The following is a 12,583-nucleotide window of genomic DNA, read 5'->3' as shown; positions in this document are numbered from 1 at the left end:
CACCAAGGGGGTCGTGCAGCTTCAGGGATACAAGAACGGGGACCTCGACGAGCTGGCCCGCGGGCCGTACCAACTGGCCGTCATCGACCTGGCCCGAGACGCAGGGGGGTCATATTTCACGGCCGACGAGATCAGCCGACTGAAGCAGTCCGGGAAAAGAGTTCTCGCCTACTTCGAGATCGGCTCCCTCGAATGGTTCCGGCCGGATTTTCCCAGCTTCACGAAGAGAAACCCCGATCTCATGATCCGCGAATGGTCGGACTGGCCCGGCGAGTACTTTGTGAAGTACTGGGACCAGCGATGGTGGCAGGAGGCGATCAAGCCGCGTGTGGACCGGGCGATCGCTGCCGGGTTCGACGGCGTGTTCCTCGACACCGTGGTGGCCTATGACGAGATCAACCCGGCCTGGGTGCCCGGCGAGAGCCGCGAGGACCTGGCCGTGAAAATGGTCGACCTGATCAGGCGCATCAGCAGGTACGGCAAAGCAGCCAAACCCGGATTCTGGGTCTTCCCGCTGAACGCCCCGGAACTGCAGCACTACCCGGGTTACCGCAGTGCCATCGACGGTATCGGCGTGGAAGGACTGTTCTTCCAGGCCACCGACGTGCCGTGCACCGAAGACTTCTGCGCGCCGAAACTGCAAGCCACCCGCGCGCTGCGGAGGGCCGGAAAAATTGTGTTCGCAGTCGACTATGCAAAGCGCCCCGAGAACATCGCCACCGCCTGCCGCAACTACCGGAAGGAACACTTCGTCGGCTATGTGACGGTGCGCGACCTGGATGCGGTCCTTCCGCCGTGTCCATGAAAGAAGGGAAGGTCCGCTCATGAAGGAAACAAAAGCTCGGGAATTCCACCGGGTCGGCATCATCGGCATGGGCTATGTAGGCCTGACCCTGGCCGCGGCAATGGCCCGCAAGGGCTATGAGATCCACGGAGTCGACGTCCAGCCCTCGGTGGTCGAAACCCTGGGGCAGGGCCGGGCGCATGTCTACGAACCGGGCGTCGACGACACTTTCGCCGAACTTGTCGGGAAGAACATCTTCATTGCCTCCGAGCTGCCCGACGAGCCCGTCGACGCGGCCATCATCAGCGTGTCCACCCCCGTCGACGAGGTCACACGCCGGCCGTTCCTCAAGAACCTGGCCGCGGCCGCCGAGCAGGTGGCCGAGCGCTGCACGCCCGACACCCTCGTGGTCGTACGCAGCACCGTGCCGGTCGGCACGAGCCGTGCGGTGGTTCTCCCGCAACTGATCAACGCCTGGGGCCGGGCCCGGCTGGTGATGGCACCGGAACGGACCGTCCAAGGGCGGGCCCTGCGGGAACTGCTCGAACTGCCGCAGGTCGTGGGCGGGCTCGACGAGGACAGCCTGCGCCTCGGTCTCGACCTGTTCGGCGGCCTCGCCACCCAGGTCGTCCCTGTCTCCAGCCTCGAAGCCGCCGAGTTGGTCAAGCTCACGAACAACTGCCACACCGACGTGATCTTCGCGTTCGGCAACGAGGTGGCCGAACTCACCGAACGGTTCGGCCTCGACCCGCTCGAAGTGATCAGGGCGGCGAACCTGGACTATCCGCGACCGGACATCCACAAGCCCGGGTACGTGGGCGGCGGCTGTCTGTCGAAGGATCCCTACATCATGTCCTCCGCCGCCGAACGCGTCGGGTACGTACCGCAGTTGGTCGGTGCGGCCAGAAGGCTGAACGAGGATCTCCCGGTCCATGTCGCGCGCGAAGTCGTCGAGATGATGCGTGAGACGGGCGGAACGACCCTGGCCGTGCTGGGCTGGGCGTACAAGGGATGGCCCCCCACCGACGACATGCGGGGCACTCCGATCGCGGTGATGATGCCCGTCTTCGCGGCCGCCGGGCTGCGGATCCTCGGCCACGACCCCCTGGTGGGTGCCGACGTGATCCGCGCATACGGCGGCGAGCCCGTCGACCTCCACACCGGGTTCCAGGACGCGGACGCGGTGCTCGTCATCACCGACCACCCCGACTACCGCACCCTCGATGTGGGCCCCGCACTGGACGGTTCCCGCGTAAAGCTGGTCTTCGACTCGTGGCGAATCCTCGACGCCGCCGAGATCACCGCCAGAGGTGTGCGCTATGCCGGCCTCGGCTACCGGCCCGCGGCCACGGTCCCTCCGGCCCCGGCGGTGACGACATGAGGACGCTGATACTGGGCGGTGCGGGTTTCATCGGGCTGCACCTGACGCGGAGACTGCTGGCCGAGGGGCACGCGGTGACGATCGTGGACGACTTCTCGCGTGGGCGCGACGACCCCGAACTGGCGTCCGTCGACGCCGAGGTGCTGCACGCCGACCTCACCGCCCCCTCCTGCTACCGGGACATCCCGCACGGCTGGGACCAGATCTACATGCTGGCCGCGGTCGTCGGCGTCCGTAATGTCGACAAGGATCCTGCCAGGGCCATCCGGATCAACACCCTGGCCCTGCTCAACACGCTGGACTGGATGCGGCCGGGCGAGCGGCTCTTCTTCGCCTCCACGAGCGAGGTGTACGCCGACGGGGTCGGCGCCGGCATCGTGCCGGTACCCACCCCGGAGACCGTCCCCCTGATGGTGCGGGACATCTCCGCACCGCGCTTCGCCTACGGGACCAGCAAGATGCTCGGCGAGGCCGCGGTCATCCACACGGCCCGGGCCAAGGGCCTGCCTTACGTCATCGGACGATTCCACAATGTCTACGGCCCTCGGATGGGCGCAGCTCACGTGATCCCGGAGGTGGCCCTGCGCGCGCTGCGCCGCGAGGACCCGTTCACGATGTTCGGCGCCGATCAGTCCCGGGCGTTCTGCCATGTCGACGACGCCGTCGACGCGGTGCACCGGCTGATGACCGAGGAGGCCGCCGAAGGCCAGATCGTCCACATCGGCAACGACACGGAGGAGACCAACATCGGCGACCTGATCAAGCTCATCCTGAACATCACCGACCACCATCCGACACTTGAGTACCGGCCCGCCCCCGCCCACTCGGTCGCCCGCCGCTGCCCCGACCTCACCCGTCTGCGCTCCCTCACGGGATATGCGCCGGCGGTGCCGCTCGACGAAGGTGTACGGCGCACCGTCGACTGGTACGCCCGGCACATGCAGCCGACGGAAGGCCGGCACCCCCAAGACGCGCGATCCCCTGGCGCTGTCAGGGCCTGACCAGCAACTGAAAGTCGAACGCATACCGCGAGGCCCGGTAGATGTGCGTCCCGTACTCCACCGGTCGCCCGGTGTCGTCGTACGCCGTGCGCTGCATGGTCAGCAGAGCCGCTCCCTCCTCCTCGTCGAGGCGGGTGGCCTCCTCCGCCGTGGCGGAACGGGCGCCGATGGTCTGGTGGGCGCTGTGCAGGGTGATGCCGGCGGTGCGCATCATCCGGTACAGGCCGGTCGACTCAAGGCGGGCGGAGTCGAGCTCCAGCAGCGTCGCGGGAAGGTAGTTGCACAGGAGGGCGACCGGCTGGCCGTGGGTGAGGCGCAGCCTCTCCAGGACGATCACCTCGCTGCCCTCCGCGATGCCGAGCGCGGCCGCCACGTCCGGGGACGCAGGCTCGCGCTCGTTGCGCACCACCTGCGTGGTGGGGCCCTGCCCGGCCGACTCCAGGTCGTCGTAGAGGCTGGAGAGCTCCAGGGGACGCTTGACCTGGCTGTGGACGACCTGGGTGCCGACCCCTCTGCGGCGCACCAGCAGCCCCTTGTCGACCAGGGACTGGATGGCCTGGCGGACGGTGGGTCTGGACAGACCCAGGCGCGTCGAGAGGTCGATCTCGTTGCCCAGGAGGTTGCCCGGGGCGAGGGCTCCGTGCTCGATCGCCGCTTCCAGCTGCTGGGCCAGCTGGTAGTACAGCGGCACCGGACTGCCCCGGTCCAGGGCGAAGTCCAGCGAGTCGACAGCGGCCGTCGCGGCACGTGCGGTGCCGCCGGTCTTCGCCATGGGCGTACCTCCCTCTGAAAGCTGACGTGGCGTCAGGAGTGGCTGGGGAAACCGAGGTTGATGCCCGCGTCGGCCGGGTCCGGCCAGCGCGTGGTGATCACCTTGCCCTGCGTGTAGAAGGCGATGCCGTCGTTGCCGTAGATGTGCAGATCGCCGAAGAGGGAGTCCTTCCAGCCGCCGAAGGAGTGGTAGCCGACGGGCACCGGGATCGGCACGTTGACCCCGACCATGCCCGCCTTGACCTCCAGCTGGAAGCGGCGGGCGGCGCCGCCGTCCCGGGTGAAGATCGCGGTGCCGTTGCCCCAGCGGGAGTCGTTGATCAGCTTGATGGCCTCGTCGTACGACTCGGCACGGACCACGGCCAGCACCGGGCCGAAGATCTCGTCCCGGTATGCGTCCGCCGTCAGCGGCACCTTGTCCAGCAGCGATACGCCGAGGAAGAAGCCGTCCTCGTGGCCCTCGACCGTGTAGCCCGTGCCGTCGACCACGACCTCCGCGCCCTGCTCGGCGGCGCTCGTCACGTACGACGCCACCTTGTCGCGGTGCTCGCGGGTGATCAGCGGGCCCATCTCGGACGTCGGGTCGTTGCCGGGGCCGATCTTGAGGCTCTTCGCGCGCTCGGCGATCTTGGCGACCAGCTCGTCGCCCGTGTCGCCGACCGCGACCACGACGGACACGGCCATGCAGCGCTCGCCCGCCGAGCCGTACGCCGCGTTGATCGCCTGGTCGGCGGCGAAGTCCAGGTCGGCGTCCGGCAGCACCAGCATGTGGTTCTTGGCGCCGCCGAGGGCCTGCACGCGCTTGCCGTGCTCGACCGCCTTGAGTTGGATGTACTTGGCGATCGGCGTCGAGCCGACGAACGACACCGCCTCGACGTCCGGGTGCTCCAGCAGACGGTCCACGGCCACCTTGTCGCCCTGCACGATGTTCAGCACGCCGTCGGGCAGGCCCGCCTCGGCGGCCAGCTCGGCGAGCCGGTACGACGCCGAGGGGTCCTTCTCGCTCGGCTTGAGCACGAAGGTGTTGCCGCACGCGATGGCCAGCGGGAACATCCACATCGGCACCATGGCCGGGAAGTTGAACGGCGTGATGCCCGCGACCACGCCCAGCGGCTGCCGGATCGAGGCCACGTCCACCCGGGTGGAGACCTGCGTGGACAGCTCGCCCTTCAGCTGCACGCTGATCCCGCAGGCCAGCTCGACGATCTCCATGCCGCGCGCGACCTCGCCGAGTGCGTCGGAGTGCACCTTGCCGTGCTCGGCGGTGATCAGCTCGGCGATCTCGTCGCGGTGGGCGTCCAGCAGCTCGCGGTACTTGAACAGGATCGCGGTGCGCTTGGCCAGCGAGGAGGAACCCCAGGTCTCGAAGGCGGCCTTCGCGGAGGCGACGGCGGCGTCCACCTCGTCGACGGTGGCGAAACCGACCTGCTTCTCCTGCGCGCCGGTCGCCGGGTTGTACACGGCGCCGTGGCGGCCGGAGACGGACTCGACGGGCTTGCCGTCGATCCAGTGGGTGATGGTCTTCATGGTGCAAGGGCCTTTCGAGTTACGGGAGTTCAGAGGTGGCGGCGCTGTCCGGCGACCTGGCGGTCGTACTCCTCGCGGGCCTGTACGGCGGCCTCGCGGGAGGCGGTCTCGGCGACCGGCACGTCCCACCAAGCCTCGGCCGGGGGAGCGGTCGGGCCGGCGGTGTCGGTCTCGACGTAGACACAGGTCGGGCGGTCGGAGGCGCGGGCCGCGGCGAGCGCCTCGCGCAGTTCGCGCACGGTCTTGGCGCGCAGGACGTCCATGCCGAGGCTGCCGGCGTTGGCGGCCAGGTCGACGGGGAGCGGGGCTCCGGAGAAGGTGCCGTCGGCGGCCCGGTAGCGGTAGGCGGTGCCGAAGCGCTCGCCGCCGACCGACTCGGAGAGGCCGCCGATGGAGGCGTAGCCGTGGTTCTGGATGAGGACGAGGTTGACGGGCAGGCCCTCCTGGACGGCGGTGACGATCTCGGTCGGCATCATCAGGTAGGTGCCGTCGCCGACCAGGGACCAGACCGGGGTGCCGGGGGCGGCCTGCTGGACGCCGATGCCGGCCGGGATCTCGTAGCCCATGCAGGAGTAGCCGTACTCCAGGTGGTACTGACGGGGGCTGCGGGCCCGCCAGAGCTTGTGCAGGTCGCCGGGGAGCGAGCCCGCCGCGTTGATCACCACGTCCTCGTCGCCGACCACCGCGTCCAGGGCGCCGAGCACCTGGGTCTGGGTGGGTACGGCGTTCTCGTCGGCGGCGGTGAAAGCGGTGTCAACAACCTGCTCCCAGCGTTCCTTGCCGGTGCGGTACTCGGCCTCGTAAACCGAGCTCACACGGTGATCGGACAGCGCCTCCGTCAACGCTGTGAGCCCCGCACGCGCGTCGCAGACCACCGTCCGCGCCGCCAGCTTGTGAGCGTCGAACGCGGCGATGTTGAGGTTGACGAACCGGACCTCCGGCCGCTGGAAGAGCGTGTTGGAGGCGGTGGTGAAGTCCGTGTAGCGGGTGCCGACACCGATGATCAGGTCCGCCGTGCGCGCGATGTCGTCGCAGACCGCCGTGCCGGTGTGGCCGATGCCGCCGAGGTCGGCGGGGTGGTCGTACCGCAGCGAACCCTTGCCTGCCTGGGTCGAGGCGACCGGGATACCGGTGGCGTCCACCAGCGCCTTCAGCGCCTCCTCGGCCTGGCTGTGGTGGATGCCGCCGCCCGCGACGATCAGCGGACGCTCGGCCGCGCGGATCGCCGCCACCGCCTCCGCGATCTCGTACGGATCGGGCGCGGGCCGCCGTACGTGCCACACGCGCTCGGCGAAGAACTCCTCCGGCCAGTCGTACGCCTCGGCCTGCACGTCCTGCGGGAGGGCCAGGGTGACAGCCCCGGTCTCGGCGGGGTCGGCGAGGACCCGCATCGCGCCCAGGGCGGAGGGGATCAGGGCCTCGGGGCGGGTGATGCGGTCGAAGTAGCGCGACACCGGGCGCAGGGTGTCGTTGACCGACACATCGGCCTCGGTCGGGTGCTCCAACTGCTGCAGCAGCGGGTCGGCGACCCGGGTGGCGAAGTAGTCGCCGGGCAGGAGCAGGACCGGCAGACGGTTGATGGTGGCGAGCGCGGCGCCGGTGACCAGGTTGGTGGCGCCGGGGCCGATGGACGTCGTCACGGCCTGCGCGGAGAGGCGGTCGAGCTGGCGGGCGTAGCCGACGGCGGCGTGCACCATGGCCTGCTCGTTGCGGCCCTGGTGGTACGGCATCGTGCCCTCGCCCGCCTCCAGGAGGGCTTGGCCGATCCCGGCAACGTTGCCATGGCCGAAGATTCCCCAGGTGCCCGCGATCAGCCGCCGGCGCACGCCGTCGCGCTCGGTGTACTGGACGGACAGGAACTGCACCAGGGCCTGGGCGACGGTCAGGCGGCGGGTGGGGGTGCTCATCAGGACTTCTCCGGGGCCGTGTAGAGGGGGAGGCGGGGGTCGACGGGCTGCTCGGGCCAGGTGGAGCGGACCCAGGCGTGATCGGGGTGGTCGCAGATCAGCCAGGCACGCTCGGGCTCGGGGCCCGCCATGACGTTGAGGTAGTACATGTGGTGGCCGGGCACCGCCATGGAGGGTCCGTGCCAGCCGTCGGGGATCAGCACGACGTCACCGCCGCGCACCTCGGCCAGGACGTCGGTGTTGCGGCCCTGCCCGGAGGGGGAGACCCGCTGGTAGCCGAGGCCGGGGATGCCTTCGTGGGCGGCGAACTCGAAGTAGTAGATCTCTTCAAGGACCGATTCCTCGCCCGGCCGGTGCTCGTCGTGCTTGTGCGGCGGGAACGACGACCAGTTGCCGCCCGGCGTGATCACCTCGACCGCGATCAGCTTGTCGCACTCGAAACCCTGTCCATCAGCACCTCCGGCGCGGGCCGCGGCACCGAAGTTGTTGACCTGGCGGGAGGAGTTCCCGGTACCCCGCAGCTCCACCGGCACCGACGAGGCCGGGCCGTAGCGGGCGGGCAGCCGCCGGGTGCAGCGCGCCCCGGTGAGCGCGAACCGTCCGCCACCGGCGGACGTGACCGTCGTACGGGCGTCCCTCGGCACATACGCGAAGTCGCTGACGGCGCTGAACACGCTGTCGCGGCCGGTGAGTTCGAAGGTGTCGTGGCCGAAGTCGTCGGCCGCCGCGACCGTGCAGCCGCCGCTGAGAGGCAGCACGATCCACTCACTGTCGCCGGTGTCGAAGGTGTGCGCGCCGCCCGGCGGGAGCTCCAGCACGCGCAGGCTGGAGTAGCCCCAGCCGGCCTTCTCCGGGGTGACGTCCACGACGTAGGGGCCGCCGAGGGCCTTTCCGGCGGGCAGGTGGTAGGTCATGGGGCACTCCTCCGTATCACGAGCCACGTCACAGCAGGCCTACGGCGGTGTCGACCGCCGTCTCCACACTGCCCTCCGCCGGGTAGAGCAGCGACCGCCCGACGACCATGCCCTGCACGGTCGGCAGTCTGAGGGCCTTGCGCCACTTCTCGTACGCGCCGTCCTGGTCGTCGCCGACCTCGCCGCCGAGCAGTACGGCAGGCAGCGTGGAGGTCTCCAAAACCTCGCCCATGTCGTCCGGGTCGTCGGTGACGGGCAGCTTCAGCCAGGTGTAGGCGGAGGTGCCGCCGAGGCCCGCGGCGATCGCGATGGACTTCGTGACGGCCTCGGCGGACAGGTCGTTGCTGACCCTGCCGTCGATCCGGCGGGAGAGGAACGGCTCGACGAACAGGGGCAGCCGGTGTGCAGCCATGTCGTCGATCGCGCGGGCGGTGGACTCCAGCGTGGTGAGCGAGCCCGGGTCGTCGTAATCGATACGCAGCAGCAGCTTGCCCGCGTCGAAGCGGAGCCGGGCGATGTCCTCGGCGCGGTGGCCGGTGAAGCGGTCGTCCATCTCGAAGACGGCGCCCGCCAGGCCCCCGCGGTTCATCGAACCCATGACGACCTTGTTCTCCAGCACCCCGAGCAGGAGGAGGTCCTCCAGGATGTCGGCGGTGGCCAGCACCCCGTCGACGCCCGGCCGCGACAGCGCGACGCACAGGCGCTCCAGCAGATCGGCGCGGCTTGCCATGGCGAGCCGCCGGTCGCCGACGCCGAGGGCGCCGCGGGCCGGGTGGTCGGCTGCCACGATCATCAGGCGGCCGCTGTCGCCGATGAGCGGGCGGCGCGTGCGCCGGGCGGCCGCCTCGGCGATCGCCTCGGGATGGCGGGCCCTGACCGAGACGAGGTCCGGGATGCTGAGGGACAAGGGAAAGCTCCGTTTCAGGGTGGTCCGCGCGGGGGTTCAGACAGTGGCCCGCGCGAGGAGGTCCTCGACCTCTGCCTCGGTGGGCATCGCGGAGGAACAGGCGAGACGGGAGGCGACGAGGGCGCCGGCCGCGTTGGCGTACCGCATGATTTCGGCCAACTCCCAGCCGGCCAGCAGGCCGTGCACGAGCGAGCCGCCGAAGGCGTCGCCGGCGCCGAGACCGTTGGCCACCTCGACCGGCACCGGCGGCACCTCGGCGCTGGTGCCGTCGCGGTGCACCGCGAGGACGCCCTTGGGGCCCTGCTTGACGACCGCCAGCTCCACACCGGCCTCCAGCAGCGCCTCGGCGCAGGCCCGCGGCTCGCGGACGCCGGTGGCCACCTCGCACTCGTCGAGGTTGCCGACAGCGACCGTGGCGTGCCGCAGCGCCTCCGCGTAGTACGGGCGAGCCTCCTCGGGGTCACCCCAGAACATCGAGCGCCAGTCGAGGTCGAAGACCGTCGTACCCGTCTTGTCGCGTGCTTTGAGGGCGGCGAGGGTGGCGGAGCGGCTGGGCTCCTCGCTCAGGCCGGTACCGGTGATCCAGAAGACCCGGCTCGCCCGGATGGCGAAGTAGTCCAGCTCCTCGGAATGTATCTCCAGGTCAGGAGCCTTAGGCTGCCGGTAGAAGTACAGAGGGAAGTCATCCGGAGGGAAGATCTCGCAGAAGGTCACCGGTGTCGGGTACGCGGCGACGGGCGTAACCCAGCGGTCGTCGACGCCGAACTCCTTCAGCGCCTCGTGCAGATAGGAGCCGAAGGGGTCGTCCCCGGTGCGGGTGATCACTGCGGTGTTGCGGCCGAGCCGGGCGGCGGCGACCGCCACGTTGGCGGCCGAACCGCCGAGGAACTTGCCGAAGGTCTCGACCCGGGCCAGGGGAACCCCCGGCTGCAGCGGGTAGAGATCGACTCCGATACGGCCCATAGTGATCAAGTCGAAGGACTGGTCTGACTCGGCCATGTGCGACGCTCCTCGAGCTGGTCTGGGGATGCGGGTCCCAGAGGGCCTGCCGCCTCCCAGGTGTAGGCCTCGAAGGGCGACACTGTCAATAGTTTGTACTTACATTCGGACTAGCTCGTGAAATGATGTCTTAACAAAGTATTGACAGCGGGCGCGGCCAGGGGTTTGATCCCGTCCCAGGCCGACCGCCGCGTTTGCGGCAGACGACCCGGGCATGCCAAGATCCCGGGCCCTGGATCTTCGTGATCCCCCTCTCCCTTTCCCCCGCAACGCACAGTGAGGTGCCAGGAAAGATGGACCGCTCTTCTCACCCCCGCTCCCGCAGAATCGCCCCCGTTGTCGCGGTGGCCGCGGCGGCTGCCCTGACCCTCGCCGGCTGCTCCAGCAGCTCCGGGGGCAAGAAGTCCGAGGAGGGTGGCGCCAACGCATCGGCCGGCAAGGCCACCACGCCTCGCATGACGGTCGCGCTGGTCACGCACCAGTCGCCCGGTGACACCTTCTGGGACATCGTCCGCAAGGGCGCCGAGGCCGCCGCGGCCAAGGACAACATCAAGCTCATCTACTCGCACGACCCGAACGCGGGCAACCAGTCCAACCTGGTGCAGAACGCGATCGACCAGAAGGTCGACGGCATCGCCATCACCCTGGCCAAGCCGGACGCCCTCAAGAACGTCGTCGGCAAGGCGAAGTCGGCCAACATACCCGTGGTGGGCCTCAACTCCGGTCTCAGTGACTGGAAGAAGCTCGGCCTGTTGGAGTTCTTCGGCCAGGACGAGTCCGTGTCCGGCGAGGCGTTCGGCAAGAAGCTCAACGACCTCGGCGCCAAGCACACCGTCTGCGTCATCCAGGAGCAGGGCAACGTCGGCCTGACCCAGCGCTGCGACGGCGTGAAGAAGACCTTCTCCGGCAAGACCGACGTTCTTTACGTCAACGGCACCGACATGCCGTCCGTGAAGTCGACGATCACCGCGAAGCTCAAGCAGGACTCCTCCATCGACTACGTCACCGCCCTCGGCGCTCCGTACGCGCTGACCGCGGTGCAGTCGGTCTCGGACGCCGGCAGCAAGGCGAAGGTCGCCACCTTCGACCTCAACAAGGACCTGACGACCGCCATCAGCAAGGGCACGATCCAGTTCGCGGTGGACCAGCAGCCCTGGCTCCAGGGCTACCTGGCGATCGACTCGCTGTGGCTGTACAAGAACAACGGCAACTACATGGGCGGCGGTGAGCAGCCGGTGCTGACCGGCCCGGCCTTCGTCGACAAGTCCAATGTCGAGGCGGTCTCCAAGTATGCCGCCAACGGAACCCGGTGATGAGCATGACCCAGCATGCCGAGCCGGCGGTGACCTCACCGCCGGTCCCCGGCCCCAAGGAGACCGACGGGCGTACCGCTGAACGGCCTCTGGTCGTGCGGCTGTTGGCCCGCCCCGAGGTGGGTGTCTTCCTCGGTGCCGTCGCGGTGTACGTGTTCTTCCTGATCTCGGCGCCGCCGGTGCGCGACGCCAGTTCGATGGCGAACATCCTCTACCAGTCCTCCACGCTGGGCATCGTGACGATCCCGGTGGCGCTGCTGATGATCGGCGGGGAGTTCGACCTGTCGGCCGGTGTCGGGGTGATCACCTCGGCGCTGACCGCGGCGATGATCAGCTATCAGCTCACCATGAACGTGTGGGTCGGTGTGATCGCCGCCCTGGTGGTGTCGCTGGCGATCGGGTTCTTCAACGGCTGGATGGTGGTCAAGACCGGGCTGCCCAGCTTCCTGGTCACCCTGGGCACCTTCCTGATCCTGCAGGGCGTCAACCTCGCGGTGACCAAGCTGGTCACCGGGAACGTGGCCACCGACGACATCAGCAACATGGACGGCTTCGACCAGGCCAAGAAGGTCTTCGCGTCGTCCTTCGACATCGGCGGCGTGCAGGTGAAGATCACCGTGTTCTGGTGGCTGCTGTTCGCCGGGATCGCCACCTGGGTGCTGCTGCGCACCCGCTACGGCAACTGGACCTTCGCGGTGGGCGGCAACAAGGACTCCGCCCGCGCGGTCGGTGTGCCGGTGGCCTTCACGAAGATCAGTCTGTTCATGCTGGTCGGCTTCGGTGCCTGGTTCGTGGGCATGCACCAGCTGTTCTCCTTCAACACGGTCCAGTCCGGTGAGGGCGTGGGCATCGAGCTGATCTACATCTCCGGTGCGGTGATCGGCGGATGCCTGCTGACCGGCGGTTACGGCACGGCGATCGGCCCGGTCTTCGGCGCGTTCATGTTCGGCATGGTGCAGCAGGGCATCGTCTACGCCGGCTGGAACCCCGACTGGTTCAAGGCCTTCCTCGGCGTCATGCTGCTGGGCGCCGTCCTGATCAATCTGTGGGTCCAGCGCACCATGACCCGAAGGTGAAAC

11 protein-coding genes are annotated in these 12,583 nt (G+C 69.0%); 5 read left to right on the top strand and 6 right to left on the bottom strand.

All coding sequences use genetic code 11. The features are described from left to right. The first annotated feature begins 13 nt into the window (after positions 1–13). The 3 genes from ACWDAG_RS00340 to ACWDAG_RS00330 are packed head-to-tail and all read left to right on the top strand — an operon-like array spanning position 14 to position 3,166. Positions 14–805, top strand: a complete 792-nt coding sequence (locus ACWDAG_RS00340) for an endo alpha-1,4 polygalactosaminidase (protein WP_450693338.1) — start codon at positions 14–16, stop codon at positions 803–805. Between the two features lie 19 nt (positions 806–824). Next, the gene (locus ACWDAG_RS00335; protein WP_450693337.1) at positions 825–2,165 is read left to right on the top strand and encodes a nucleotide sugar dehydrogenase; all 1,341 of its coding nucleotides are present in this window, start codon (positions 825–827) and stop codon (positions 2,163–2,165) included. After that, positions 2,162–3,166: an NAD-dependent epimerase/dehydratase family protein gene (locus tag ACWDAG_RS00330; protein WP_450693336.1), complete on the top strand. Its 1,005-nt coding sequence runs from the start codon at positions 2,162–2,164 to the stop codon at positions 3,164–3,166. Before ACWDAG_RS00335 ends, ACWDAG_RS00330 begins: the two co-directional genes overlap by 4 nt. Here the strand turns inward: ACWDAG_RS00330 and ACWDAG_RS00325 are convergent. Genes ACWDAG_RS00325 through iolC form a run of 6 tightly spaced genes read right to left on the bottom strand, consistent with a single transcriptional unit; the run spans position 3,156 to position 10,191 of the window. Continuing rightward, on the bottom strand, positions 3,156–3,938 hold the full coding sequence (locus tag ACWDAG_RS00325) for a GntR family transcriptional regulator (protein ID WP_450693335.1): 783 nt from the start codon (positions 3,936–3,938) through the stop codon (positions 3,156–3,158). The two genes, ACWDAG_RS00330 and ACWDAG_RS00325, sit on opposite strands and share 11 nt — an antisense overlap. 32 nt (positions 3,939–3,970) lie before the next feature. Continuing rightward, complete coding sequence (locus tag ACWDAG_RS00320; RefSeq protein ID WP_450693334.1) at positions 3,971–5,464, bottom strand: CoA-acylating methylmalonate-semialdehyde dehydrogenase; 1,494 nt, start codon at positions 5,462–5,464, stop codon at positions 3,971–3,973. Positions 5,465–5,493: 29 nt separating this feature from the next. Next, complete coding sequence (gene iolD / locus ACWDAG_RS00315) at positions 5,494–7,371, bottom strand: 3D-(3,5/4)-trihydroxycyclohexane-1,2-dione acylhydrolase (decyclizing) (protein WP_450693333.1); 1,878 nt, start codon at positions 7,369–7,371, stop codon at positions 5,494–5,496. Continuing rightward, positions 7,371–8,285: a 5-deoxy-glucuronate isomerase gene (iolB, locus tag ACWDAG_RS00310; protein WP_450693332.1), complete on the bottom strand. Its 915-nt coding sequence runs from the start codon at positions 8,283–8,285 to the stop codon at positions 7,371–7,373. Before iolB ends, iolD begins: the two co-directional genes overlap by 1 nt. A 28-nt stretch (positions 8,286–8,313) precedes the next feature. Next, positions 8,314–9,192, bottom strand: coding sequence for a Cgl0159 family (beta/alpha)8-fold protein (locus ACWDAG_RS00305; protein ID WP_450693331.1), 879 nt, complete (start codon positions 9,190–9,192; stop codon positions 8,314–8,316). Positions 9,193–9,228: 36 nt separating this feature from the next. Beyond that, positions 9,229–10,191 (bottom strand): 5-dehydro-2-deoxygluconokinase, encoded by a 963-nt coding sequence (gene iolC, locus ACWDAG_RS00300; RefSeq protein WP_450693330.1) that lies wholly within the window; start codon positions 10,189–10,191, stop codon positions 9,229–9,231. 293 nt (positions 10,192–10,484) lie between these two features. Here iolC and ACWDAG_RS00295 point away from each other — a divergent pair, with 293 nt between their 5' ends. Together ACWDAG_RS00295 and ACWDAG_RS00290 are read left to right on the top strand one after the other, a co-directional pair. Further along, positions 10,485–11,504, top strand: coding sequence for a sugar ABC transporter substrate-binding protein (locus tag ACWDAG_RS00295; protein ID WP_450693329.1), 1,020 nt, complete (start codon positions 10,485–10,487; stop codon positions 11,502–11,504). Continuing rightward, on the top strand, positions 11,504–12,580 hold the full coding sequence (locus ACWDAG_RS00290) for an ABC transporter permease (RefSeq protein WP_450693328.1): 1,077 nt from the start codon (positions 11,504–11,506) through the stop codon (positions 12,578–12,580). Before ACWDAG_RS00295 ends, ACWDAG_RS00290 begins: the two co-directional genes overlap by 1 nt. The last annotated feature ends 3 nt before the right edge of the window (positions 12,581–12,583 follow it).

It is taken from the genome of Streptomyces sp. NPDC001157, assembly GCF_053598255.1.
The sequence above is the reverse complement of the archived record's forward strand: the minus strand, read 5'-3'. Positions and strand labels throughout refer to the sequence as shown.